This window comes from Emticicia aquatilis (assembly GCF_014644295.1).
In the GTDB taxonomy this organism is placed as follows: Bacteria; Bacteroidota; Bacteroidia; order Cytophagales; family Spirosomataceae; genus Emticicia; species Emticicia aquatilis.
The window spans coordinates 22,577-47,271 of the sequence record NZ_BMKK01000014.1 but is presented as its reverse complement, the minus strand read 5'-3'; the positions used below and the strand labels follow the sequence as shown (position 1 = coordinate 47,271).

General features: G+C 38.7%; 25 protein-coding genes. 13 read left to right on the top strand and 12 right to left on the bottom strand.

Annotation, left to right across the window (positions count from 1 at the left end; all coding sequences use genetic code 11):
* Positions 1 to 41 precede the first annotated feature (41 nt).
* From IEX65_RS24420 to IEX65_RS24400, 5 genes are all read right to left on the bottom strand, one after another.
* Positions 42 to 731, bottom strand: coding sequence for a SprT-like domain-containing protein (locus IEX65_RS24420; protein WP_188770348.1), 690 nt, complete (start codon positions 729 to 731; stop codon positions 42 to 44).
* Between the two features lie 91 nt (positions 732 to 822).
* Positions 823 to 1,230, bottom strand: a complete 408-nt coding sequence (gene ruvX / locus IEX65_RS24415) for a Holliday junction resolvase RuvX (protein ID WP_064197679.1) — start codon at positions 1,228 to 1,230, stop codon at positions 823 to 825.
* Between the two features lie 72 nt (positions 1,231 to 1,302).
* Positions 1,303 to 2,118, bottom strand: a complete 816-nt coding sequence (gene mazG, locus IEX65_RS24410; RefSeq protein WP_188770347.1) for a nucleoside triphosphate pyrophosphohydrolase — start codon at positions 2,116 to 2,118, stop codon at positions 1,303 to 1,305.
* 193 nt (positions 2,119 to 2,311) lie between these two features.
* The gene (locus IEX65_RS24405; protein ID WP_188770345.1) at positions 2,312 to 2,971 is read right to left on the bottom strand and encodes a thioredoxin family protein; all 660 of its coding nucleotides are present in this window, start codon (positions 2,969 to 2,971) and stop codon (positions 2,312 to 2,314) included.
* Between the two features lie 71 nt (positions 2,972 to 3,042).
* Positions 3,043 to 3,519 (bottom strand): TlpA disulfide reductase family protein, encoded by a 477-nt coding sequence (locus IEX65_RS24400; protein WP_188770343.1) that lies wholly within the window; start codon positions 3,517 to 3,519, stop codon positions 3,043 to 3,045.
* A 171-nt stretch (positions 3,520 to 3,690) separates the two neighbouring features.
* Here IEX65_RS24400 and purU point away from each other — a divergent pair, with 171 nt between their 5' ends.
* Positions 3,691 to 4,545, top strand: coding sequence for a formyltetrahydrofolate deformylase (gene purU / locus IEX65_RS24395; RefSeq protein ID WP_188770341.1), 855 nt, complete (start codon positions 3,691 to 3,693; stop codon positions 4,543 to 4,545).
* Between the two features lie 99 nt (positions 4,546 to 4,644).
* Here the strand turns inward: purU and IEX65_RS24390 are convergent, their stop codons facing one another.
* Positions 4,645 to 6,291, bottom strand: coding sequence for an OmpA family protein (locus tag IEX65_RS24390; RefSeq protein ID WP_188770339.1), 1,647 nt, complete (start codon positions 6,289 to 6,291; stop codon positions 4,645 to 4,647).
* Positions 6,292 to 6,556: 265 nt separating this feature from the next.
* On the opposite strand from IEX65_RS24390, the gene IEX65_RS24385 reads away from it, so the two are divergent.
* From IEX65_RS24385 to nadD, 6 genes are all read left to right on the top strand, one after another.
* Positions 6,557 to 7,534, top strand: a complete 978-nt coding sequence (locus IEX65_RS24385; protein WP_188770337.1) for a bifunctional heptose 7-phosphate kinase/heptose 1-phosphate adenyltransferase — start codon at positions 6,557 to 6,559, stop codon at positions 7,532 to 7,534.
* Positions 7,535 to 8,091: 557 nt separating this feature from the next.
* Positions 8,092 to 9,000, top strand: a complete 909-nt coding sequence (rsgA, locus tag IEX65_RS24380) for a ribosome small subunit-dependent GTPase A (RefSeq protein ID WP_188770502.1) — start codon at positions 8,092 to 8,094, stop codon at positions 8,998 to 9,000.
* Positions 9,001 to 9,317: 317 nt separating this feature from the next.
* Entirely contained in the window at positions 9,318 to 9,944 is a 627-nt protein-coding gene (locus tag IEX65_RS24375) for a sigma-70 family RNA polymerase sigma factor (protein ID WP_188770335.1), read from the top strand.
* 151 nt (positions 9,945 to 10,095) lie between these two features.
* Entirely contained in the window at positions 10,096 to 10,395 is a 300-nt protein-coding gene (locus tag IEX65_RS24370) for a hypothetical protein (RefSeq protein ID WP_188770333.1), read from the top strand.
* A 179-nt stretch (positions 10,396 to 10,574) separates the two neighbouring features.
* Complete coding sequence (gmk, locus tag IEX65_RS24365; RefSeq protein WP_188770500.1) at positions 10,575 to 11,177, top strand: guanylate kinase; 603 nt, start codon at positions 10,575 to 10,577, stop codon at positions 11,175 to 11,177.
* Positions 11,174 to 11,746: a nicotinate (nicotinamide) nucleotide adenylyltransferase gene (gene nadD, locus IEX65_RS24360; RefSeq protein ID WP_188770331.1), complete on the top strand. Its 573-nt coding sequence runs from the start codon at positions 11,174 to 11,176 to the stop codon at positions 11,744 to 11,746. The genes gmk and nadD overlap by 4 nt, the downstream gene beginning before the upstream one ends.
* A 69-nt stretch (positions 11,747 to 11,815) precedes the next feature.
* Here nadD and IEX65_RS24355 read toward each other — a convergent pair whose 3' ends face one another.
* From IEX65_RS24355 to IEX65_RS24335, 5 genes are all read right to left on the bottom strand, one after another.
* Complete coding sequence (locus IEX65_RS24355; protein WP_188770329.1) at positions 11,816 to 12,100, bottom strand: hypothetical protein; 285 nt, start codon at positions 12,098 to 12,100, stop codon at positions 11,816 to 11,818.
* A gap of 111 nt (positions 12,101 to 12,211) precedes the next feature.
* Positions 12,212 to 13,114: an SDR family oxidoreductase gene (locus IEX65_RS24350; RefSeq protein WP_188770327.1), complete on the bottom strand. Its 903-nt coding sequence runs from the start codon at positions 13,112 to 13,114 to the stop codon at positions 12,212 to 12,214.
* Positions 13,115 to 13,156: 42 nt separating this feature from the next.
* Positions 13,157 to 13,855, bottom strand: a complete 699-nt coding sequence (locus tag IEX65_RS24345) for a peptidylprolyl isomerase (protein WP_188770325.1) — start codon at positions 13,853 to 13,855, stop codon at positions 13,157 to 13,159.
* Between the two features lie 99 nt (positions 13,856 to 13,954).
* Positions 13,955 to 14,488 carry an isopentenyl-diphosphate Delta-isomerase gene (gene idi, locus IEX65_RS24340; RefSeq protein ID WP_188770323.1) on the bottom strand — a complete coding sequence of 178 codons (534 nt, stop codon included), beginning with the start codon at positions 14,486 to 14,488 and terminating at the stop codon, positions 13,955 to 13,957.
* A 70-nt stretch (positions 14,489 to 14,558) separates the two neighbouring features.
* Positions 14,559 to 15,791, bottom strand: coding sequence for a TlpA disulfide reductase family protein (locus IEX65_RS24335; RefSeq protein WP_188770322.1), 1,233 nt, complete (start codon positions 15,789 to 15,791; stop codon positions 14,559 to 14,561).
* Positions 15,792 to 15,895: 104 nt separating this feature from the next.
* Here IEX65_RS24335 and rsmH point away from each other — a divergent pair, with 104 nt between their 5' ends.
* From rsmH to IEX65_RS24315, 4 genes are all read left to right on the top strand, one after another.
* The gene (gene rsmH / locus IEX65_RS24330) at positions 15,896 to 16,810 is read left to right on the top strand and encodes a 16S rRNA (cytosine(1402)-N(4))-methyltransferase RsmH (protein WP_188770320.1); all 915 of its coding nucleotides are present in this window, start codon (positions 15,896 to 15,898) and stop codon (positions 16,808 to 16,810) included.
* A gap of 110 nt (positions 16,811 to 16,920) precedes the next feature.
* A complete protein-coding gene (locus IEX65_RS24325) occupies positions 16,921 to 17,307 on the top strand; it encodes an FtsL-like putative cell division protein (protein ID WP_188770318.1) in 387 nt (128 codons plus the stop codon).
* Positions 17,308 to 17,402: 95 nt separating this feature from the next.
* Complete coding sequence (locus tag IEX65_RS24320) at positions 17,403 to 19,505, top strand: penicillin-binding transpeptidase domain-containing protein (RefSeq protein ID WP_188770316.1); 2,103 nt, start codon at positions 17,403 to 17,405, stop codon at positions 19,503 to 19,505.
* A 235-nt stretch (positions 19,506 to 19,740) separates the two neighbouring features.
* Positions 19,741 to 20,952, top strand: coding sequence for an MptA/MptB family glycosyltransferase (locus IEX65_RS24315; RefSeq protein WP_188770314.1), 1,212 nt, complete (start codon positions 19,741 to 19,743; stop codon positions 20,950 to 20,952).
* A gap of 26 nt (positions 20,953 to 20,978) precedes the next feature.
* On the opposite strand, the gene IEX65_RS24310 is transcribed toward IEX65_RS24315, so the two are convergent.
* Entirely contained in the window at positions 20,979 to 21,953 is a 975-nt protein-coding gene (locus IEX65_RS24310) for a YpdA family putative bacillithiol disulfide reductase (RefSeq protein ID WP_188770312.1), read from the bottom strand.
* Between the two features lie 171 nt (positions 21,954 to 22,124).
* On the opposite strand from IEX65_RS24310, the gene IEX65_RS24305 reads away from it, so the two are divergent.
* Entirely contained in the window at positions 22,125 to 23,168 is a 1,044-nt protein-coding gene (locus IEX65_RS24305) for a hypothetical protein (protein WP_188770310.1), read from the top strand.
* 181 nt (positions 23,169 to 23,349) lie between these two features.
* On the top strand, positions 23,350 to 24,684 hold the full coding sequence (gene rseP, locus IEX65_RS24300) for an RIP metalloprotease RseP (protein ID WP_188770308.1): 1,335 nt from the start codon (positions 23,350 to 23,352) through the stop codon (positions 24,682 to 24,684).
* The last annotated feature ends 11 nt before the right edge of the window (positions 24,685 to 24,695 follow it).

Here is a 24,695-nt window from a genome sequence, read left to right as displayed (position 1 = left end):
GCTGTGTTTTTATATTTTTTAACATTTTATTCATTGAAAACTCACAATGGATTGACAAGTGCTGATGCCAAAATTGTATATCGGCGTTTCGATTGTTTCTCCAAACACAACACCCTTGTTCTACGTTTCTCGATTTTCTGGAAAACAGTCCCACGAAACTCAAACCATTGATTGTCAGTTAATTCTGATAGAGAAACACCAACTTGTTCACCCGCATCAAAACTTCTCAAAGCTTCGGCCAAAGGTGCATAACTCACCGAAGAAGCCGCTGGGTTTTGCATATAGGCACTCAAAGGTAAAAGCAGTTTTTTAGGCAAATGCTCTTCGCTGAGCAAAGGCTGCATTAAATCTTGAAAACTTTTTTTCCATTCTTTTCCGTGTGGTTCTATTCGTTTTCGACCTTTATTGAGCCAAGCTCGCTGATGGGCAATTTCGTGAATATATGTTACCAGAAAAGCATACTGATTTATGTCGTGATTGATAGTGATTTTGTGCTGACCATCACGAAAAATATAATTTCCAAAACAACTGCTTCGGGTGCGTGAAATCTTAAACGAAAAAGGTTGTTCTTTCCACAATTCAAAGCAATACATAACCGTGGTTGCAGGAAGATGTTTGAGTAAAATTTCCCCCATCTTCTTGGCAGTAATTGCATCAGGCTTGTTTATTGTGGGCAAAGTCGGGTTTTTATCCACAACTTTATTCACTTTTTTAAATAATTGTTGAAACATGTTTTGATAGTCCACGGTCTATGGTCGATAGTCCATAGAAAAATCCATTTTTATAAAAATGTAATTGATTAGTTCTGCCAGTTCGATATTTTTAATTCCCCATAAAACTCTGCAAAATAATTACCGCACTGATTTTGTCGATATTTCCCTTTATTTGTCGGTCTTTTTTCTTCATTCCACCTGCAATCATGGTTTGCATAGCCATTTTTGAAGTAAAACGTTCATCGTGCAAGTGTATGGGTGTTTCGGGGAAAATATTTTTTAATTCTATCACAAATCGCTCTACGTAAGCCGTTCCGTCGGTGGCTGTGCCATCAAGGTTTTTAGGCATTCCTACAACAAAAGCCTCAACGACTTCGGTTTGGGTATATTTCTTTAAATATTCCAACAATTTATCGGTCGGAACGGTTTCGAGTGCCGAAGCGATAATTTTTGATGGGTCAGTTACGGCCAAACCTGTTCGTTTTGCACCGTAGTCAATAGCAAGTATTCTGGGCATAATGGTAAGACAAGTTTGTAACTTGTCAGTTAATGGCTATTTGACAGGTTACAAACCTGTCCTACTTAAATGTTACAACTTCTTCGCTTCTTCCCAAAAAATATCCATTTCGGCAAGGGTCATATCTTTCAGATTTTTGTTGGCTTCTTTGGCTTTTTCTTCCACATACTGAAAACGCTTGATAAACTTCTTATTGGTGCGTTCGAGAGCAGTTTCTGGGTTAATGTCTATGAAACGGGCGTAATTGACTAACGAGAAAAGCAAATCACCAAATTCGCCTTCGGCTTTTTCTTTGTCAATGGCTTGGTCGGTTTCTACATCAAACATTTCCTTAAACTCGCCCATTTCTTCTTCTACTTTTGCCCAAACTTGGCTTTTTTCTTCCCAGTCGAAACCCACACCACGAGCTTTTTCTTGAATTCGCATTGATTTTACCAGAGCTGGCAAGGAACCTGGCACGCCACTCAAAACCGATTTATTTCCTTCTTTTAGCTTCAATTGTTCCCAATTTCGCTTTACATCATCTTCGTTTTCTACTTTCACATCGCCGTAGATATGCGGATGTCGAGAAACCAATTTATCGCAAATTCCATGAAGCACGTCAGCCACATCAAAATCACCTGTTTCAGAAGCAATTTTTGAATAAAATACCAAATGCAGCATTATATCGCCCAATTCTTTCTTGATTTCGGGTAAATCTTTCTCCAAAATCGCATCCGAAAGTTCGTAAGTTTCTTCAATCGTTAAATGGCGAAGGGTATCCATTGTTTGCTTTTTATCCCACGGACATTGTTCACGGAGTTCATCCATGATTGTCAGAAGTCTGTCAAAAGCCATGAGTTTCTCCATTCGTTGCGGAGGAAATATAGGGGGAAGTTTATTACTCATAAGTGGTTACTGGTAATTTGTTACTGGAAAACTGGTAATACTGCTCGGAATCTCGTTTTTCTGATAAATACAAAGTTCGTCAATAAAAAAGAAAAAGCCACCTGTTTTCGCAGATGGCAAATATATTTTTTGGAGTCAATGGTCAATAGCCCATAAGTCCACAGTATTTGCTGTTTAAATTAATGCAATCATTTCAACTTTTCCATTTAATGGCACAACCAACAGCTTTTGTGCTCGTTGTCACTACTGGTTTTCCTACTAAAAGGTTATTTACGGCATCTTCAACGTAGCGTTTTGTTACACCCGAAGGGTCTTGGGCGTTATCGTCGATGGCACCAATATAACTCACGATTATCTTTCCACCTTCTTTCTTTAAAATATACGCTTGCGGTGTACGCATCGCACCAAATGCCTTAGAAACTACCTGCGTGTCATCGGTCAGATACGGAAATGGATAGCCTTTTTCTTTGGCACGTACTTGCATATTAGCAAACGAATCTTCTTCATAAGCGTCGGGGTCGTTAGGATTAATTGTAATCACTGGAAAACCCTGCGAAGCATATTTACGGTCAAGAGCAATCACTCGGTCTTCGTAAGACTTCGAGAATGGACAGTGGTTTGAGGAAAAAACAATGATAAACCCCTTTGCTGATTTGAAATCAGCCAGTGACATCATCTTTCCATCAATATTTTTGAGTTTAAAATCTGATACAGCATCGCCTAAAGCGTAGCCAGTAGGTGCTGGTGCGGTAATTTCTGGCAAATCTGTCAATGGCGTAGCCATAGCCATTTGTGTTGCCCCGAAAATGCTGCTCAAAAACACTGCTCCGAAGATTAAAAACTGCTTTTTCATTTGCTTAAATATTAAAAAAGATGGTTGTGTCAATCTGTATTGTTCACTAACGTTAATAAAACAAAAGTATTTCAAAAAAAGTGCCGAATTTTATCGCTAAGGCTCTGATAGTCAAATGATTGTTCGTAAAACTCCTGCCGAGTGCCGTTGCTTATTAGCGTGGCGGGAATCGCTCCCGACCATTGCGGACTTACTTTATCAATCCAGCTATTATAATCGGGTTCGTCAATCAAATACACTTTCGATTTTATCTGATGTTCGGACACAAATTTTTCTACTGTTGCTAAGTCTCGTTTGAAATCAAGACTAATGAAAATCACAGAAACGTTGTTCAGACGAAAGTTATCGGCTAAAGTCTCAAAAACTGGCATTTCGCTCATACAAGGCTTACACCACGACGCCCAAAAATTTATTACACTAATTTTATTTTCAGTTTTTATGAGTTGCTCTAAGTCCGTAAACTTAATGACTTCAATGTTATTTTGAGCAAAAGAGCCATAAAATGTTGATAAAAGTGTGAATAAAAGGTATATTCTGAATATTTTCACAATTCTTTGCTTGAAGTTGTTCGTAAATTTATTTTAAAATCCGTAATTCGCAATCTTAAACTTTGATTAATGTGATTTTTGTGGTCGAAGTTTGGGATAGACCTGTTTATCAGCGATTATAAGGTGTGGCACAAACTCTCAATCTAAAAATCTTTTAAAGCGTGCTAAATAATGGCAAAACATATTCTTTTGATGGATGGCCCCGATGCCAAAGGTTTGATTTTTCATGTAACAAGCGTACTGTATCGAAATGAGTGTAATATTATTTCGCAAGATGAATACGTAAGTCCTGCCACTGATTTGGTTGAAAGTCAGTTTTTTATGCGAACCGAGTTTGAGTCGCCCGATAAGCTCGACCCACAAAAGGTTTTGAAAGATTTGCAGGAAACGATTGCTACGCCCGAAATTAGTTTACGCATAAGCCCTAAAAAGAAAAAAGACGTAGTGATTCTGGCCACCAAAGAGCATCATTGTCTTTCGGATTTATTGATACGCTACAATTTTGATGAACTCGATGCTAATGTTTTAGCCGTGGTGAGTAATTATAATACGCTTCAACCTTTTGTGAGTAAATTCGGCATACCGTTTCATTACATCACACACGAACACAAAACCCGTGAGGAACACGAAGAAGCAATTTTAAGAACGTTGGAGATTTACAAACCAGAATATTTGGTTTTGGCAAAATACATGAGAATTCTCTCACCTGAATTTGTATCGCACTACCCAAATAAGATTGTCAATATTCATCACTCATTTTTACCAGCTTTCATTGGAGCAAATCCGTATAGACAGGCTTATGAGCGAGGTGTGAAAATTATTGGAGCAACAGCTCACTTTGTGAATAATAATCTCGACGAAGGGCCAATTATCGCTCAAAACGTAAAAGACGTTGACCATAGCTATGCCGCAACCGATATGGCTCGTGAAGGAAAAGAAGTAGAAAAATCGGTGCTTACGCAGGCATTAAAGCTCGTTTTTAATGACCGAGTATTCATTTTCGGAAATCGAACGGTAATATTATAAATAAAAATCGAACGCTGATTTTTATGATTCTTATGGTTAGTGTATGATTTTTTATCATAAATAATTATAAAAATCCGCTAAATCAGCGTTCTAACTTTATTATTTCTTCACAATCACAAACTCTACACGGCGGTTTTTGGCTTTGCCTTCTTCGGTGTCGTTGCTTGCAATTGGGCGAGTTTCGCCAAAACCTACACTCGTAACTCTATTAGCAGGTAGTTTCTTCGATAACAAATAAGTACGAACCGATTCAGCACGGTCTTGTGAGAGTTTTAAGTTACTTTCGTTTGAGCCTACATTATCGGTGTGACCTTGAATCTCAATCGTCAGATTTACATTCGATTTCAAGGTTTCAGCAATACGGTCTAACTCAGGGAATGACTCCGAACGTAGCGTAGCTTTGGCATATTCAAAGAAAATGTTGTTGAGAGGCACTTTTTCACCTTCTTTGATTGCTACCAATTTAAGGTCATCACCATTGATTTCCTTAAATTCTTTTATTTCCGTGAGGTCAATGTTTTTTCCAATCGCAATAAAATCTTTGGCTATGGCGTGGTATGAATATTTCTTTCCGTAAGGCAATACAATTTTATATTCGCCAGTAGTTGGATTGGTGTAAGCTTCGCCGAGCTCTTCGCCATCAGCTAAGTCTTGATAAACAATCTTTGCTTCAATCGGGCGACCAGTTTTTTGGTCAACAACTCGGCCACTAATCATTACAACGGGCGTTGGATTTCTTGAACCTTCATCAACAGCACTTTTACCTTCCTTCTGATTTTTTTGTTCTTCAACTCTGGTGTTTGAAGTTTGTACACCAGCTACTGTTGGTTCAACTTTCTTTTCTTCACGCAGTTTGAAACGTACTAAATCGCCTTTGCCGACTGAGTTTTTCTTAGTACTCATATACGCATATTCGCCTGAAGCTGAAATCGTGTATGAAAGTTCGTTGGCATCGCTGTTTACTTTATCGCCCATATTGATGGGTTTTGACCACTTTCTCCAACTTCTATCTAAGCGTTTCGACACCCAAATATCAGTGCCACCCAAGCCGCCTTTGCGGTCGGTTGCAAAATAAAGCGTATAATTATCCGATGCCAAGAATGGAGTAGTTTCGGTATCGCCAGTGTTAATATTATCGCCAAGACTTTCTGGTTTTGTCCATTTTCCATCTTTCCCCAAAAAACACACGTACAAATCGTCTTCTTTGCTGTTACGTTTTTCGCTAAAAGCCAAAATCAGCGTTTTTCCATCGTTCGACAAACAGGCTGTCAAAAACTGACCTTTACACATATCATCAAACTTCGGAATTATCACTTTCTGTGGCTCACCCCAACCAGTTTTTGTTTTCTTGCAAGTAGAAAGTCCTACCTCGTTTTCACGACGCCCACCATTATAAACACCCGAAATCAAAATCGTATTTCCATCGGGAGTAATACTAAAAAGGTCGTTATATTGGTCTTTATTGATGCTATTGGGCATTCTTCGAGCAATTGTCCAAGAACCATCTCTGTTTTCAGAATACCACACATCTTGACTACCTTTTGCTCCATAATTGTTCGATGGGTGGCTCACTCGCACAAAATAGAGTGTTTTTCCATCGGGCGAAATCACAGGATTTAGTTCATTAAATTCGGTATTAACAGCCGAACCAAGTTGCTCCATTGATTGAGCAAAGAGTCTTCCGTTTTCAGAAGATGGAGAGAAATATAAATAAGAGGATAGTAAGAATAGGATAGCCTTACGCATAAAATCTATTTTTGTTTTTAGGAATAACCTTTAGAGTTGCTTTGCAAATAACGCAATCTCTGAGCCAAAATGTATTAATTCTTTAAAAAAATCATTCTAAAATCCGTAGTTTTGTGGTGGAATCTTTGTGAGAAAGTTTTTTTGAGAATAGATAAATCCGATTTTAATTAGGTTTCAAAGAATCATTCCGTGCGACGATTGCCCTTGTTCCCTTAGTTAGCGGTTCAAATCGCCGACTATTTAAAGTTTATAATTGAAGATTTTAATGCAAGCAAACCAAATTTTTGATGCCTTCGCTCAACTCCGAGTATTAATTGTGGGCGATGTGATGATAGATTCTTATATTTTCGGAAAAGTTGAGCGTATCTCGCCCGAAGCCCCGATTCCTGTTGTGAATGTAAAACGTAAGGAAATTCGTTTGGGCGGAGCAGGAAATGTGGCCATGAATATCAAATCTTTGGGTGGAACAGCTATTTTATGTACTGTTGTGGGTAATGACTCTGATGCAAATGATTTGGTTAAGTTGTTGATAGATAACGATTTACCAACCGAAGGTATCATCAGAAGCAACGACCGAATCACGACCGTGAAGCAACGAGTTTTGGCGGGTTCACAGCACGTTGTAAGGATTGATTCAGAAATGGACGGCCTTATCAATGCCGATGAGCGTTCGCAACTCATCGAAAAAGCTAAACTTTTGGCCGAATCGTGCGATGTGATTATCTTTGAAGACTACGACAAAGGAGCTTTAGATGCCGAAAGTATCCAAGCGATTGTGAGTTTTGCGAAGTCGAAAGGTATTCCGACAATCGTTGACCCTAAAAAACGTAATTTCTTGCATTATCAAGGAACAGATATTTTTAAACCAAACCTCAAGGAACTCAAAGAGGGTTTGAAAATTGATTTTGATGCCAAAAATTTAGACGAAATAAGAGAGGCAGTTGCATCAGCCAAACAAACTTTGGGTGTAAACGGCGTATTTTTGACATTATCCGAAAATGGTGTTTTTATAGATTTTGCGGGAGAAACACACCATATTGCGGCACATTTACGTAGTATTACTGATGTATCGGGAGCGGGAGATACGGTAGTGAGTATTGCGGCAATGTGTTTGGCTCTGAAACTTTCGCCAAAAGCGATTGCTGAAATGTCGAACCTTGGTGGTGGACTTGTGTGTGAGTATGTAGGTGTAGTACCGATTGAAAAAGAGAAGCTAAAAGCAGAATATCAGAAACATTTGTAGCACAAAAAAAGCACCCGACATTTTTTTCTCTTAGAAATAATGCGTGGTGCTAAAAATTCAGAATGTCGGCAAATTGGCGGCTTTGATGGCTACAATTCATTGTGACAGAATTATTTTGTGGTTGGCTTAAATGGTATTGTTAGTTTTCCTTTTTTGTTTAAAGAATAAACTACAACTCCCACAGCAACAGCGGCTAAACCGAATAATACTCCTTTTTTCATTGTCGTATATGTTTAAATTGTTTCTTTGGTGTTTCTATACAACTAAATAACGGAAAAATTCTAATATTTGTTGCAACAAACGCTTAAAAATTACTTAAAAATTTATTTTACGGTAAAAATTCATATTAGAAGCCATACCTAACAACAATATTAGATAAAACACAGAAATATTTATACCAATTTATTTCTCTGAAAAGAAAAAATATAATTATTCAAATAAATCTTATCTAACGGATAATTTTTCAACAGAAAATAACCTTTAAGTCTATTTTAAGATAAGAATAGTTTTTTACATTTTAACTCTATCAAATTTTGAGCCAAAACATTGGATTAGTGATGCGTTCGACGGGTTCTTGGTACGATGTTCGTTCCAACGAAGGAACTATTATGCAGTGTCGGCTAAAAGGGAAGTTCAAAATCAAGGGATTAAAAGTAACCAATCCGATTGCCGTTGGCGATAGGGTTGTCTATGAAATGGAAGATGAAGTTCGCAATGCGGGCATCATCAGCGATATTCTCCCTCGTGAAAATTATATCATCCGTCAGTCGGTACACAAAACTGCTCACGGGCATTTGCTGGCCACCAATCTCGACCAAGCAGTGCTGATTGCCACCCTCAATTTTCCTCGAACCTCACTGGGTTTTATCGACCGATTTTTGGTAGCGGCTGAGTCGTTTCGCATTCCTACTGTCTTGATTTTCAATAAGTTAGATTTACTGAATGAAGAGCAAATCGAATACCAAAAAGAATTAGCCGAACTCTACGAGGGTCTCAATTACAAATGTATTTTCACCTCAGCAACTGATGGTATCGGGGTTGATGAATTCTATGATGTACTAAAAGGAAAAGTTTCGCTTTTATCGGGTCACTCAGGTGTCGGAAAATCGACACTCGTTAATTCGATTGCTCCTGATTTAGATTTACGCACTTCGCAGGTTTCGGTGTTTGCCAACAAGGGAGTTCATACCACTACTTTTGCCGAAATGTTTGAGATTGCTCCCGAAACTTTCATCATTGACTCACCGGGTATCAAGGAACTGGGCTTGGCTGATATGGAGAAAGAAGAAATCAGTCATTATTTCCCAGAAATGCTTGAGTTGCTCAATCAATGTCGTTTCAATAATTGCCAACACCTCGACGAGCCTCATTGTGCCATCAAAGATGCCGTAGCCGAAGGTACAATCGCCCAAAGTCGCTATTTTAGTTATCTGAGCATGATGGATGGGGGAGATAATAGAAAGTAAAATACCTTTGTGCTTCGGGGCGAGTGGTTGTAATTGAGCTAAGATTATTAGTTAAGCTTTGTTGGCTGGTATTTGCAAACTTCCCTTTCATCCTCGAAAACCGCAGTTTTACATAAATATCATTTCAAAGAAAAAGCTATTCTGCTTTTCTTTGTCGTATATACTAAAAAAGAACATTCCTGCATTATAATAGTTTTGTACCGAGGTTAAAAAAGTGTTTTTTCAGAAACTTTAAAAATCAATCTTGGTAATCTTACAAATCGTTTTAATCTTGGTGTAAAAATCGTAATTTTGCCCGACTATAATTATTTAGGTCTATGGAAGAAGAAGACATCGTAGAAGTAGAAGTCCGGTATTCTGAGAAAGAAAAATACGCAGTTTTTGATAAAGAGTTTATGCCACACATAGACTCCATGTATAACTTTGCCTTTCGCCTCACAAACGACGAAGACGACGCCAACGATTTGGTGCAGGATACGTATTTGAAGGCGTTTCGCTTTATCAACTCATTTGAGCGAGGAACTAATGCGAAAGCATGGTTGTTCAGAATTCTGAAAAACAGCTTTATCAACGATTATCGTAAGAAAAGCAAAGAACCATCAAAGGTAGATTATCAAGACGTTGAGACAACCTATAATTCGACAGAAGATGCCGAAATGGATGCCACGACCGACTTGCGTACGGAAACTGTGCAGGATATGATTGGCGACGAGGTTGCCAATGCTTTAAATAGCCTGCCCGTTGATTTCAGAACCGTTATCATTCTGTGTGATATTGAAGGGTTTACGTATGAAGAAATGGCTAAAATCTTGGATATTCCAATCGGAACTGTCCGTTCGAGATTGCACCGTGCCAGAAATCTTTTGAAAGAGAAATTGAAAACTTATGCCAACTCAATGGGTTATAAAATCGATGAAGCGGCTGATGAGGAAGAAGATTTCTAATCAAAAAATGAGTAGAATGAACAAATTTTAAAACTTTACTGTTGTCCCTTTGTTCAAACGCATGATTATAAGGCCGATAAAGTTTGAAAATACTTTGAAGGCTGTCGAGCGTGGACATAAAATCACAGTTCCTATAATTTAAAAAAAATCAATGAAGTATCAGTGTGAAAATCATCAGAAGTGCATGAAGATGATACAGGCCGTTCTTGATGGCTCTGCATCTGCTGAGGAAGTCGAACACTTCAAGCAAAACATGGATGCGTGTATGCCGTGTATCGAGACTTATAAGCTCGAAAAAAGCGTGAAAGAAGCAATGCAGGTGAAAGTTGAGAAAAAATGCTGTCCAGAAAAATTGGTTCTTGATATAAAAGCTAAAATCGGACTGACACTTTTACTTTTAGGGTTTATAGCCATTGAAGTAAAACTCTATCACATATTTTTTAGTTGTTGATTGTAGGAGTCGATGGTCGATAGATGCCCGTCGATAGTTTTTTTAAACAGTAATAAATACTACATTTGTAAAAATATTCGGCCGTCAAATTTTAAAATTTGATGGCTTTTTTAATAAAATCAAACGTGGCACATCTCCGAAGATGTGCCACGTTTTTAAAGCGAAGCGAGAAACTTCCCATGAAAGGTAAAGCAATCATATTTTGTGCCCCATCTGGCTCGGGCAAAACCACCATTGTCAAACATCTACTTGGCAAATATTCTAATCTCGGATTTTCGATTTCGGCTTGCACACGTGACAAACGTGGACGCAATGAAGAAAACGGTAAAGACTATTATTTTCTCGATATTCATGATTTCAAAGAAAGAATCGACCGAGATGAATTCGTCGAATGGCAAGAAGTTTACCCAGGAGCATATTATGGAACGTTAAAAACCGAAATCGAACGACTTTGGGATGAAGGCAAAAATGTGATTTTTGATGTCGATGTAAAAGGTGGAATGAACCTAAAAAAGTATTTTGGAGATAATGCCTTAGCAATTTATGTAAAAGTGCCTTCGATGGAAGAATTGGAGCGACGCTTGCGTTCGAGAGGAACCGATGATGAGGATAGTATCTCTCGCCGAATCTATAAAATGAAGTTTGAAATGGAATTTCAGAATAAATTTGATGTGATTTTGCTGAATGATGATATCGAGCATTCGTGGCAAAAAGCAGAAGATTTGTACGAAAAATTTACGAAAGACGAATTAGTGATTACCCAAAAACCATTGGAAGTGTGAAAATAGGTTTGTTTTTTGGTTCGTTTAACCCCATCCACATTGGTCATTTGATTATTGCTAATACAATGGCCAATTGCACCGATTTGGAGCAGGTTTGGTTTATTGTTTCGCCGCAAAACCCATTCAAGAAAAATAAAAGTTTGCTGCATGAATTCGACCGACTGACTATGGTAGAAAAAGCCATTTCGGACAATTATAAACTAAAAGCCAGCGATGTTGAGTTTTCGATGCCGAAGCCGAGTTATACGATTGATACACTAACGAAATTATCCGAACGCCACCCAAACCATGAGTTTAAGCTCATCATGGGTGAAGATAATTTAGTGCAGTTTGAAAACTGGAAAAACTACGATAAGATTCTCGAATATTATGAGTTGTATGTGTATCCACGCCCCAATACGGCCGAGCATAATTTCAAAACTCATCCCAAAGTAAAGTTTGTAGAAGCACCATTGTTGGATATTTCGGCAACATTTATCCGAAATTCAATCAAGGCAGGAAAACCCATCCGTTACATGGTTTCAGATGTGGTTGATGAATATATTCGTTGGAAGAAATTTTATTTATAACTCTGTGGGGCGAACCGTGCGACGTCCGCATCCTGTTCGCCTTTATGACAGGATATTCGCTCCACAACCTTATAAATTTCTTCTTTTTACTTCTTCTTCAAATTCTTTTCGGTCTTTTTTACTCGTAAAATAGAGAAGTACAAGAAAAAAAAGAGGAAAAAGAAAAGGTGTACCATGGAATTTCCCTTGCCCATCCGTTGCGGCATCAGCTCCGATATAATATCCAAAAGAAAAGCATAGCAATATAAATAAAAGAATGAATAAGGATACAAATAAATTGAAACCCATTTTATTCTTACGTTGCTTTTCAAGAAGCTGTTCATCGGTGAATGATGCGTATTTATTGGTTTCCATAATAAATAGGGGTTGCTGTTGTGAGGTGCACTGTGCGACGTCCGCATCCTGTTCGGCTAGAAAATCAAGTTTATCCTATTTCAAGGCGAACAGGATGTTCGCCCCACAGGGTTATTTACTAATCTGTCCAGCCAATACCTCAATTCCTTCGTTAAAACTAACCGGCTCATAGCCAAGTACCTCACGAGACTTTGAAAGGTCGAAACCCGTTCTTGGTGGGCGTTTGGCTGGTTGAGTAAATGTTGTAGAATCAGCTTGTGAAATCAGCGATTTATCGAGTTTGAAATAATCAGCAGTCATGATTGCCATTTCGTAAGGAGTCAATAAATCCTTACCCGAAATATTGAAAATGCCTTCGGCTTCCTGTTCGGCAATCAAGGCACAACCTTTAGCTAAATCTTCGGCTAAAGTAGGTGTACGCCATTGGTCGGTTACAACTTTAATGTTTTTGCCATCTTCCAATGATTTTTTTACCCACAAAATAATATTTGTGCGGCTCATATCGTGAGCAATACCATATACCAAAACAGTGCGGGCAATTCCCCAACGAATATTACTATTAACTACGAGTTTTTCGGCGGCATATTTACTCCAACCATAAAAACTTATCGGATTTGCTTCGGCATCTTCTTTGTAAGGACCAGATTTTCCATCGAAAATAAAATCGGTAGAAACATGGAGTAAGAAACAGTCAATTTTTGAGCAAGCCTCAATTAAATACTCTACCGAGCTTACATTCTGAGCCCAACAGGCATCTTTTTCGCTCTCACATTGGTCAACATTAGTCATGGCAGCCGTGTGAATAATCACATTTGGCTTTACATTTGCCACAACTTCTTGAACTTGTTCTCGGCTTGTAATATCCATATATTGATATTCATAACCTTCAGAAAATGGCAGACGATTTTCGCCACGAGCAGTAGCGATTATATGAATATCTTTGGTATTTAGCAGTAATTCAACCAATTTTTGACCAAGTAAGCCGTTTGAGCCTGTAATTAAAATCTTTTTCATTTATATCTTAAAACTACCTCGCCACCTGAGCGAAGTCGAAGGTTAATATTTATATCCGAATTTCTTAGTAATCTTCTTTTTACGCATTTTCTTCACCGTCATACTCATCTTTATGTCTTCTTTCGGACGGTCGGCAGTGTCTTTTGGTTGCTTGGCAATGATATCAATCAAATCAAGATTGTCAATTGCTTCACCGAAAACAGTATAGCCGTTATCTAAGTGAGGTGCACCTCCCAAAATCATGTAATCGGCACGTTGCTGAGTTGTGTAGTTCATGCCATTACGTTGAGCGGCAGCGGTTACTTCTTCGTCAGTGCGTTTTTTGCCTTGTACAATATAAAACTGGCAAGCACTCGATTTTTTCTCAGGATTATTATCACGAGCGGCCGCTAAAGCTCCTTTTCGGTGAATATGATTAGGCTTGAATTCAAACGGAATACGCTCCATATTTCCGCCACCACCGCCGAGGCGTTGATTGGGTTTGGTTGTTTTAGACTCTGGGTCGCCGCCTTGAATCATAAACCCATCAATGATGCGGTGGAAAAGTAAACTATCGTAGAATTTTTGCTCGACTAATTTGACAAAATTAGCTTTATGAAGCGGAGCATCATCAAACAATACCAAGTGCATTGTGCCATATTTGGTATTGAGGGTAACTAAATAATCTTTCTTAGATTTCTTCTGAGCGAACGAAATAGTGCTGATTAGCAGTAAAGTATAAACAAAAAAGTGCTTCTTCATGCAGACAAAGGCTATGGATAAAGCACAAAAATACAATAAATATTTGAAGAGACTTCTGCGAAAGAAAATCTTTTGATTGTACGGTAAAAGAAATAGGACTTAAACCAATACTAAATTAGAAGCGACGAATGCCATGAATTCGTCGCTCTTTAATATTTCTTTGAACCAAAATGTATAATTCTGTGGGTTTTTCGATACATCATCGAGCAATTCATCGACCGTAATCCATTTATAATCAGCTACTTCCTCGGGGTTTACAACGAACGAATCATTGTATGTTCCAACAAATACATTATCAATTTCGTGTTCGACCAAGCCATTTTCAAACTCAGCACGGTACTGAAATTTATAGAGAAACTCCAAAGGCGTGTGAAAACCCATTTCTTCACCCAAACGACGGTGTGCTGCCGCACTGATTTCTTCGTTGGCGTTGGGGTGCCCGCAGCATGTATTCGTCCACAAATCACCTGAGTGGTATTTGTGCGAAGTTCGTTGATGAATCAGCAACTCATTATTTTCGTTGAATACCAAAATCGAGAAAGCACGGTGAAGTAAGCCTTGTTGGTGTACCCAAAGTTTTTCGCCAGTTCCGATTTCTTCGTCGTGTTCGTTTACTACAATGATTTTAGTCATAAGCCCCAAACCCCTAAAGGGGAGAAAAAGATTTGTTTACCTTTATAACTGCCTTAAAAATAAAATTGTTTTATTCGGCAGCCAATTTATCGACCAAGCGGTTGAAATCACTTACGAAATCATCATAATATTGGCCTGTTCCCGGACCAGAAAATCCTGTGTGAATTTCACGCACTTGTCCTTTTTTATCAATGAAAATCGTAGTCGGAAAGCCCAAAACATGGTTGAGCATTGGTAGTGTTTTTGAGGCTTCAGCTTTATCGTTTGTTCCAGCTAAAAGCACCTCATAATCAATGCCAAATCGTTCTTTTAAGCGTTTGATTTTTGGGTAAGCAAAAGCGGGGTCAGTGCTTTTTTCGTAGGCTAAACCTATGATTTCAACACCTTTTTGCTTGTTTTTTGCATACCACGGAGCTAAAAACTTGCTTTCATCCATACAATTCGGACACCACGAACCCATAATTTGAACTACCACAACTTTTTCTTTATAACGCTCATCAGTCAACGAAACTTTCTTGCCTTGCTCGTTTGAGAATGCAAACTCAATAGTTTTATAGCCATCTTTCAAGTAAGTTAATGTTTTTTCATCAGGTAGTTTGGCGTTATCATCTTTTACACCCTCCCATGATTCAAAGCTATTCAGACTCGACCAAAAACTTCCACCTGTAAGTTTTCCACCATCAATTTTTGCTTTGAATAAAAAGAGGTGTGTTCCATCAAAGCACGAAAGTTTCAATGAATCGCCGATAATATTGCCCGAAAGATAGCGATAATCGCCAGTTGTGGTTAAGAACGTTCCGCTTACTTCATTTCCTTTTGTTGAAAACAGACCAACCGAAACCGTTGAGTCCTTTTTATCTTCTGAGCGGAAAAGTACACTGTATTTTGGAGCTAAAAGTGTTTCTGGTTTATCGGTTTTGTCAGTAAAACGATAGGTTTTACCAAATTCTGCCGTAAAATCTCCTTGTAAAAAACTAAAATCAGAACGCATTTTTTTCCAGTAACCAGTCATTTTTTCGCCTTCGACTTTTGCTACAATTTCAGCATCGAACAATTCGATTGGAATATGCAGCGAGTCATTTTTGATGAATGATTTATCCATTTTTAGTTTTTCTTCACCGTTTAGAATCGTCACGGCGTAAGCATCGCCCTCTTTCTGAATCTCAAAATTAAAAGGTAATTCACCGCCCTTTGTCGGAATCACCGCTCGCCAAGTACCAATTTTAGGCTCGGAAGAGGTTTTGCAGGCATTCAATATAAAAATTAAGGATACGATGAAGGGTAATTTGGTTAATGTTTTCATAAGGTTTTCTTTGGTTCGATAAACGTTGGCTGCATGAAGAATCCTGCCAGCGTTGATTTTTTTAGTACTTTTGCATTTCAACATTGTAAATATATAAAAAGTTTATGTCAGTTTATCACACGCCCGTAATGCTCAAAGAATGTCTCGAAGGTCTGAATATCAAACCCGACGGCATTTATGTAGATGTCACTTTCGGTGGTGGCGGGCATTCGAGAGCGATTTTGGAGCAACTTACAACGGGTAAACTTTATGCCTTCGACCAAGATGCCGATGCCAAAGAACAAGCCAAACTGATAGACAACAAAAACTTGATTTTTATCGAAGCCAATTTTCGTAATATCAAGCAGTATTTACGTTTGTACGGTGTAAAGAAAGTAGATGGAATTTTGGCCGATTTAGGTATTTCGTCGCACCAAATAGACACGCCCGAGCGTGGCTTTTCGACTCGCTATGATGCCGAACTGGATATGCGAATGAATCAAAATGCACCATTTTCGGCCAAAAATATTGTCAATGAATATTCGATTGATGAATTACACAAGATTTTGGGAATGTATGGCGAAATAAAAAATGCCAAAACCGCCGCCCAAACTATTTATACGGCTCGCCTCAACCGAAAAATCGAAACAATTAATGATTTGAAAGGAATTTTGCAGAAACTCGCTCCTCGTGGCAAAGAAAATAAATATTTTGCTCAAGTTTTTCAGGCCTTGCGTATCGTTGTGAATGAAGAAATGGCAGTTTTGGAAGATTTCTTGAAGCAAACGCCCGAAGTGCTTGCTCCCGAAGGCCGTTTGGTGGTGATGTCGTATCATTCACTCGAAGACCGTTTGGTAAAAAACTTTATTCGTAGCGGAAAGTTTAGCGGAGAAGTAGAAAAAGATATTTTCGGGAATGATAAAAAACCACTCGAATCGGTTACGAGAAAAGCCGTAGAAGCCACACCTGAAGAAGTTGAGCGAAATCCACGTGCCAGAAGTGCCAAGCTCAGAATTGCCGAACCAATGCCCGTAAAATAAATTTCGATAAAATATCGGTTTTATTTCCACCTAATTTATAAATTTGTCTTGCTATTGAGCAAAAGCTCAATCAACGTGCTTTAATAATAAACCTATAACTCATTACTGGAATGGCAACGAATACTTTTCGGGACCGTCCTGAACCTGTTGCTGAGGCCGCACCAAAACGGCCACGCAAAACTGGTATCTTTGACCGCCTCAATACTTGGCTAACCAATCGCTTAGAACTTGGTGACGAACTTCCTACCGAAACCCTCCGACGAATTATCTGGCTGGGAATTTTGGGTATTTTCTACATTTATGTGCAGCATAGCTACGAAAGTTTTATCAAAAAAATTGATAGAGCTCGCAACGATATGGAAGAAAAACGTGCGGCCTATATCTCGCAAAAATCAAAGTATATGTTTGCCAGCAAGCAATCTGAAATAGCCAAAAAGCTGACTGACGATGGGCTGGAAGAAAACATTACTCCTCCTACAAAAATTGTTGTAAAATAATTAAAAGATTGACGAGTTATGATTTAAAAACGTCATTTGATGATGTGTTTTTTATTCAAATTATTCGTCATTCGTCAATCGTAAATCAAAAGCTCATGGCACCAAAACGCTCTATACGTGATGAAATCCAGTGGCGAGCCAAGGTCACTTTTGGAATAGTATTCTTGATTGGCTCACTGGTTGCTGCTCAAATATTTGTGATTCAGGTTTTTCAGAAGAAAAAATGGATGGCTAAAGTTGAGAAAGTACAACGCAAACCAATGAAAATCAGGGCTCAGCGAGGCAATATATTTGCTGCTGATGGTCGTAGTTTGCTGGCTACTTCGGTGCCTCGCTATCGTGTGGGTATTGATGTAACTCGTGCAAAACCCGCTTATTTCAAGGCAAAAATAGACTCTCTTAGTAACCTGATGTCGAGTTTTTTCCAAGACCGTTCGGCAGAAGAATATAAAGAACTCATCACGAGTGCTCGCAGAGAGAAGAAACTAATCTTTGTGGCTCTGGGTAATCGTTTGGTTGATTATCAAGAACGCCAGAAGATTAAGAGATTTCCGTTTTTTAGAGAAGGAGCAATGAAAGGCGGTGGTAAATTTGAGCAGTTGGAGCGTAGGGTTATGCCGTTTGATGATATGGCTTTGCGTTCGATTGGTAAACTTGACCGTGATACCCAAACCAAGGGAGATTTCGGTATTGAGTTTAGTTTCAATAATTATTTGGCTGGACGAGACGGTGTTGGATTTTTTCAACGCTTGGCTGGTGGTGTTTGGAAGCCCGTGAATGACTCTCCAGAGGTTCGTCCTGAGGCGGGTTTAGATGTGGTTACGACTATCGACGTCAACTTTCAAGATATTGTTGAAAGTGCTTTACGCAATCAAGTTATCAATACCAATGCCAAGTATGGTTCGGCTATCGTGATGGAAATTGCTACGGGCGAAATCAAGGCAATTACTAATCTTTCTCGTAGGGGTGGAGCCGATTCTACAAAAAAGTTTTACTTAGAAGATTTTAACTATGCTGTTCGTGGTGGAACTGACCCTGGCTCGACTTTCAAGTTGGCAACAATGGTGGCTTTGCTCGAAAAAGCCAAGATTGATTTAGATGACAATGCGGGTTTCTGTGGTGGTAGCATCATGCACAATAAAACCGAAATGACTTGCTCGGAAGAACATGGTAATCAGACGGTTAGACAAGTTTTTGAGCATTCGTGTAATATTGGTATCTATAATTTGGTCAAGAACCATTTCGGTTTTAATAATGCCGATAATTTTGTTTCGTACCTCACTCGTTTCAAACTCGACCAACCTGTTGGTTTTCAGTTAAAAGGAGAAACAGAACCAATTATAAAAAATCGTAAAAGTTCGACTTTCAGTAACACAACAATTCCGTGGATGTCAATTGGCTACGAAACTCGCCTTACGCCATTACAAATGCTTACTTTTTATAATGCCATTGCCAATAATGGACATTGGGTTCAGCCTTTAATTGTGAAAGAAGTACGTGAAGCCGACCGCATCATCGAAAAATTTGAAGCGAACCAAGACCCAACACCAATCTGCTCAGAACGCACAGCCAAGCTGGCTCAAGAAATGATGAAAGGGGTAGTGGCAAACGGTACGGCTCAGAATATCAACACGGGTTTTTGTAAAGTAGCAGGAAAAACGGGTACTTCACGCAAGCGTGAAAATGGCTACGTGAAAAATCAATATTATACAGCATTTATAGGGTTTTTTCCTGCCGATAATCCAAAATACAGTTGTGCAGTAATCATTGATGAACCACAAGGGGTGAACCTTTACGCACGTGATGTGGCTGCTCCTGTTTTCAGAACCATTGCAGATAAGATTTTTGCGTATGATGTAGCATTGCACCCTGCCAAAAACAAGCCTTCGAATATTCAGAAAATCGAAACGCAAGAACAAGCTGGTTATGCGGAAGATTTTCGTACAGTTGGCGAAGAACTGGGCTTGCAAAATACACCAAGTACAGCTGGCTGGGTTAAAGCTTCGAGAAATGGTAATGCTGTATCATGGAAACGAGTTGAAGACACGAAGGATTTACCAAACGTAGGTGGAATGACCCTGCGAGATGCCATGCACATTCTTGAAAATAAAGGGTTCAGAGTCCGTTATTCGGGACTTGGAAAAGTAGCCGAATTTGCGATTGTACAGCCAAAAGTAGTAGCTTTGGTTTTGAAATAAAATTTCTGCGAAAACAGGGAAGTCTTCGGACTGGGCGTCCCCTTGCGAAGACTTCCCTAAAAATAAGGTAATGAATTATTCTACCAATATTAAATCCCTACGGGATAGTTTCAAAAAACTAATTTTAATATTTGCCTTTTCATGCCTTTTAATTTGGCTGGGATATTTCACGCCACGCCAATCGTTTGGGCAACTAATTAGCCTATATTCAGCACTTTTTGTTGTATATTTTTTCTTGATAAAAACATTTAAAAACGCTCGTGAAGTAATCTTCTTGGGCGTTTTTTTTCGTTTGCTTTTGTTGTTTGCAGTTCCTGCTTTATCCGATGATTTTTACCGCTTCGTGTGGGATGGCCGTTTGCTATTTAATGGCATAAATCCTTACACGATTTTACCTACTGATTTTGTTCAAACATTTGATTTTCAAAGAATTATTGGAGACAAAACGATTTTTGAAAAGCTCAATTCTCCTAATTATTATACAGTTTATCCGCCGCTCAACCAGCTCATTTTTGCCGTTTCGGCCGCTTTATCGCAAGGGAGCTTATTTGGAAATATTGTTGCTTTGAGAATATTTATTCTTTTGGCTGAGGTGGGGATGTTTCTTAAAATTATCTCATCCCCAACCCCTCTCCTCGCAGGAGAGGGGAGTTTAGAAAGTAATATTAACTTAAATCAAAGAAGTATTTTTTCAAGCTTTCGTTTATATGCTTTCAACCCTCTAATCATCATCGAACTAACAGGTAATTTGCACTTTGAAGGAGTAGTAATGTGCTTTTTAATTTTGGCTTTTTATGTGGGGGTAAAGAATCGAAAATCGTTAGTGTTCAGTAGCTTTTTGTTTGCCTGTGCGGTCTGTGTGAAGATGCTGCCACTGATTTTTATTCCTTTGATTATCAAGCAAATCGGCTGGAAAAAAGGAGGCATTTACGCTTCAATGGTTGGGTTATTTACCGCATTGTTTTTTCTGCCATTTCTCGACCGAATGCTTATCGAAAAACTCTTTTCGAGTGTAAATCTTTACTTTCAGAAGTTTGAGTTTAATGCAAGCTTCTATTATTTGGTTCGAGCCGTTGGCTTCAAGATTTTTGGCTACAACATCATCGGAACGGCGGGAAAAATCATGGCATTTTTGACTTTTTCGGGAGTGCTGCTCATTTCGTGGAGAAGCAAAAACCTATTTGTAGGAGCGTTGGCTATTCTGACGCTTTATTTTGCTATGGCAACCACCGTTCATCCATGGTATGTAACCAATCTTTTGGTGATTGCCATTTTTACTAACTTTCGCTACACAATACTTTGGTCATACACTGCTTTTTTTAGCTATGCCACTTATCAGACCAATCTCTATCAAGAAAACCTTTATTTAGTTGCTCTCGAATATCTATTGGTTCTCGGAATGATAATTTATGAGTTAAGAGATAACTTCAGCATAAATCAAAAATGATATTTTTTATTCAATCAGTCTATCATTCAATCAAAATTAGATTTTATCTTCTCAATAATTCTTTCGGCATGTACTCTTGAGTTTTCGATGAATAAACTGTGCGTGTTCATTCCTCCGCAAATCACGCCTGCCAAGTAGATATTAGGCAGGTTGGTTTCCATGCTATTTTCGTCGTATTGGGGTTTCATGATTTCATCGGCTGAAAGATTGATGCCTACTTTCTTCAAAAACGCAAGATTTGGCTGATAACCAGTCATCGAAATCACCCAGTCATTTTCAATTTTCACTATGCCTTCGGGAGTTTTTATACTTACAAAACCTTCCGTGATTTCTTCAACTTCCGAATTAAAATATGCTTTTATCGAACCTTCCTTAATTCGATTTTCAATATCGGGTTTTGCCCAATATTTCACTCGTTCGCCCACACCTTCACCCCGAATAACCATCGTTACGTCGGCACCTTTTCGCCAAGTTTCGAGAGCTGCATCAACGGCCGAATTATTAGCCCCAACAACCAAAACCTTCTGAAAAGCATAAAAATGTGGGTCTTTATAGTAGTGTGTTACTTTTGGTAAATCTTCTCCTTTTACGCCCAGTTTTTGCGGAATATCATAAAAACCAGAAGCAATCACCACGTGCGTAGCCTCATAGTTTTTTTTGCGAGTTTTCACTAAATAGTTTTCATCCGATTTTGTCACTTCCGATACTTCTTCAAATAACCGAACATTGAGTTTTCGGTGGATGGCCACTCGGCGGTAATATTCAAGTGCTTCATTGCGAGTAGGTTTTGCATTGTTTGAAACGAATGGCACATCACCGATTTCAAGCCGCTCTGATGTACTAAAAAACGTCATGTTTGCAGGATAATTATAAAGAGAATTAACCAAACAGCCCTTTTCTAAGATTGCATAACTCAAACCTGCTTTTTGTGCCTCGATACCACACGCAAGGCCAATTGGCCCGCCACCAATAATAACTATGTCGTATTTTTCAGTATTCATCAGTAAAAATTAATATCAATTATCTCATGACAAACGTCTTTTGTCTATTAAGAAACAACAAAGTTTTCATTAAAATTCGTTCTTTTTGCTAAAACTATGCTAATTTTGAAGATAGTTTCGTTAATGAAAAATATTTATCAAATCAAGGTTTTGAATTTGTCACGATTGCTTATGAGATTATTTTTTGTCTTGGTAGTGGGCTTTGCGAGTCTGTTGGCATCAGCACAAGAAATAAATTATGTGAAGGTGTATTATCCGCATATCAATAAGGCCGAATTGGCCGTTGTTGATGGTAAATACAAAGATGCTTTTGAAAATTATGAGAAAGCTTTTGCGGCCGTACCACGTGCATTCATGAAAGATTATTTCAATGCGGCGGTTTGTGCTACGTATTTGGGAGATGCTACGAATACCTACAAATATTTGCTCGAAGTGGCAGGAAAAGGCATAAGTCTTGATTTCATTAAAGATGAAACCGCTTTTATGGGTATTCAGCAAGACCCAAGTTGGCGTAATTTTGAGAAAGAATATTTGGCAAAAAAGCGTGAATTCGACCAAAAGATAAACAAAGGTTTAAAAGATAAACTCACAAAAATAGTTGAGCGTGACCAGTGGTTTAGAGTGCGAGGAGCAGAGGCTTTTGCTGATACTATTGTGAAAGTTGACCGCCAAAACGCCACCGAATTAGATTATATTTTTGATAGATACGGCTTCCCGGGAGAAGACCAAATTGGCTGTGGAGATGGAGGAATGCCAATTATTCAATATCCATTCTACACAGTTATTCGTCGCCAAACTCCCGAAAATCAAACTGTTAACTTTTCAAATTACTTGATGACAGCCGTTCGCAACGGGCGTATGACACCACATTCGGCTACGCACATCATGGCTACCATCAATGGCAACGATGTGTTTTTTGCTCGACATGTGTTTAAGATTATGACCGATGAATCGCTTTCAATGCAGGGCAAACCCTTTGCTGCGAAGCTCAATAAGTGGGTTTTTCGACAAATAGATGGTGCAGATGAACAAAGAATCAACGAAATGCGTTTGCAGAATGGGATGGAGACGCTGGCCGAGTATCGAAAAAAAATCATTTTTGCTTTAAACGATAACCGCTTTTTGTTTCCGTATCGTTCGTATGTTGGTATATGGTCGGTCAATAACCCCGATATCGCTTCCGATTATTTGGAAGGAACAGTAGTTTTAGAATAGAATTTAGTCGACTGTTCACAGCGGAACGCCGCTTAAACGATAGTCGATAATTTTTTTAATAATTTAATAACTAAAAACAGATTTTAGAAGAAATCGTAACTCACAGGATTGTTTAGAAAACCATCGACTGTGGACTGTTGACCATCGACTCTTGTAAAATCAAACAAATCAACGTCAACTAATGGCAATTTTAACAATGATTGGTCAGCTTTTGCTGGCATTAACTATTTTAGTCGGATTACACGAATTTGGACACTTTATCTTTGCTCGTATCTTCGGTATTAGAGTCAATAAATTTTATATATTCTTCGATTTCCTTTTTCCATTGCCTAATGTGTTGAATTTTGCTTTATGGAAAAAGAAAAGTGGCGATACCGAATATGGTTTAGGTTGGTTTCCGCTCGGGGGTTACGTGGATATTGCAGGTATGGTCGATGAAACCAAAGATGCTTCGCAGCTTGCGGCGGTGCCTGAACCTTACGAGTTTCGCTCAAAACCAGCTTGGCAACGTCTTTTTGTAATGTTGGGTGGTATTATCGTGAATATTATTCTCGGAATCTTGATTTTCTGGGGCGTGAAATTCTATTGGGGTGAAGAATATTACTCAAAAGCAGAAGTAAATAAATTGGGCTATTATGCACACCCGCTCGCACAAGAAATTGGCTTAAAAACTGGTGATAAAATCATCAAAGTAAACGGTGAAGACTATGAATCTTCGGGTGATGTGCGTGCTGCTTTGATGCAAGAAAATACTAATTTCACAATTGAGCGTAACGGTGAAGTAAAAGAAATTCCTGTACCAAACGATTTGATTGATAAAGTAGCAAGCAAAGTTCCTTTCATGGAGCCAATTTTGCCATTTAAAGTGGGAGAAATTGCCAAAGGAATGCCAGCCGAAGCCGCAGGTTTGAAAGCAGGTGATAAAATCGTGAAGATTGATAGCACACCGATTGTGTGTTTCCAAGATTTTCAAGCTGCCATCAAGAAGCAAGCAGGAAAAAAAGTTGAGTTGACTGTTGAACGTGGTAACCAAACTGTTAAGATAAATCCAACCGTAACTGAAGAAGGAACAATCGGTTTTACTTCAGAAATGACCCTTACTTCAAGCAAACGCACACTTTCGTTTGGTGAGTCATTCATCACAGGAGCGAAAGACGCACTTTCGGTGATTCCAAATCAGATTCAAGGTTTTGGACGAATCTTCAAAGGACATATTTCGGCAGGAAATGCCGTAAGTGGTCCAGTTGGTTTGGCTCAAATGTACGGCAAATCGTGGGATTGGGAAAGATTCTGGGGTTTAACAGGTTTATTATCAATGGGTTTAGCTTTTATGAATGCCTTGCCAATTCCTGCCCTCGATGGTGGACACGTTTTAGTATTACTTTACGAAATGATTACACGCCGCAAGCCATCTGAGAAATTCATGGAGCGTACTCAGCAAGTTGGTACATTCATCTTATTGACATTGATGGTACTTGTGTTGTTTAATGATACTTTTAAGGCTTTGTTTAAGTAGCCCCTAACCCC

Bases quoted from the DNA above. Each gene is read 5' to 3' on its own strand.
- IEX65_RS24350 (WP_188770327.1), bottom strand. From the start codon at position 13,114: ATGAAAAAGATTTTAATTACAGGCTCAAACGGCTTACTTGGTCAAAAA.
- IEX65_RS24370 (WP_188770333.1), top strand. From the start codon at position 10,096: ATGAAGTATCAGTGTGAAAATCATCAGAAGTGCATGAAGATGATACAG.
- idi (WP_188770323.1), bottom strand. From the start codon at position 14,488: ATGACTAAAATCATTGTAGTAAACGAACACGACGAAGAAATCGGAACT.
- IEX65_RS24420 (WP_188770348.1), bottom strand. From the start codon at position 731: ATGTTTCAACAATTATTTAAAAAAGTGAATAAAGTTGTGGATAAAAAC.
- rsmH (WP_188770320.1), top strand. From the start codon at position 15,896: ATGTCAGTTTATCACACGCCCGTAATGCTCAAAGAATGTCTCGAAGGT.
- purU (WP_188770341.1), top strand. From the start codon at position 3,691: ATGGCAAAACATATTCTTTTGATGGATGGCCCCGATGCCAAAGGTTTG.
- IEX65_RS24325 (WP_188770318.1), top strand. From the start codon at position 16,921: ATGGCAACGAATACTTTTCGGGACCGTCCTGAACCTGTTGCTGAGGCC.
- IEX65_RS24310 (WP_188770312.1), bottom strand. From the start codon at position 21,953: ATGAATACTGAAAAATACGACATAGTTATTATTGGTGGCGGGCCAATT.
- IEX65_RS24405 (WP_188770345.1), bottom strand. From the start codon at position 2,971: ATGAAAAAGCAGTTTTTAATCTTCGGAGCAGTGTTTTTGAGCAGCATT.
- ruvX (WP_064197679.1), bottom strand. From the start codon at position 1,230: ATGCCCAGAATACTTGCTATTGACTACGGTGCAAAACGAACAGGTTTG.
- mazG (WP_188770347.1), bottom strand. From the start codon at position 2,118: ATGAGTAATAAACTTCCCCCTATATTTCCTCCGCAACGAATGGAGAAA.
- IEX65_RS24335 (WP_188770322.1), bottom strand. From the start codon at position 15,791: ATGAAAACATTAACCAAATTACCCTTCATCGTATCCTTAATTTTTATA.
- IEX65_RS24320 (WP_188770316.1), top strand. From the start codon at position 17,403: ATGGCACCAAAACGCTCTATACGTGATGAAATCCAGTGGCGAGCCAAG.
- IEX65_RS24305 (WP_188770310.1), top strand. From the start codon at position 22,125: ATGAGATTATTTTTTGTCTTGGTAGTGGGCTTTGCGAGTCTGTTGGCA.
- IEX65_RS24355 (WP_188770329.1), bottom strand. From the start codon at position 12,100: ATGGAAACCAATAAATACGCATCATTCACCGATGAACAGCTTCTTGAA.
- IEX65_RS24385 (WP_188770337.1), top strand. From the start codon at position 6,557: ATGCAAGCAAACCAAATTTTTGATGCCTTCGCTCAACTCCGAGTATTA.
- rseP (WP_188770308.1), top strand. From the start codon at position 23,350: ATGGCAATTTTAACAATGATTGGTCAGCTTTTGCTGGCATTAACTATT.
- rsgA (WP_188770502.1), top strand. From the start codon at position 8,092: ATGCGTTCGACGGGTTCTTGGTACGATGTTCGTTCCAACGAAGGAACT.
- gmk (WP_188770500.1), top strand. From the start codon at position 10,575: ATGAAAGGTAAAGCAATCATATTTTGTGCCCCATCTGGCTCGGGCAAA.
- IEX65_RS24390 (WP_188770339.1), bottom strand. From the start codon at position 6,291: ATGCGTAAGGCTATCCTATTCTTACTATCCTCTTATTTATATTTCTCT.
- IEX65_RS24345 (WP_188770325.1), bottom strand. From the start codon at position 13,855: ATGAAGAAGCACTTTTTTGTTTATACTTTACTGCTAATCAGCACTATT.
- IEX65_RS24375 (WP_188770335.1), top strand. From the start codon at position 9,318: ATGGAAGAAGAAGACATCGTAGAAGTAGAAGTCCGGTATTCTGAGAAA.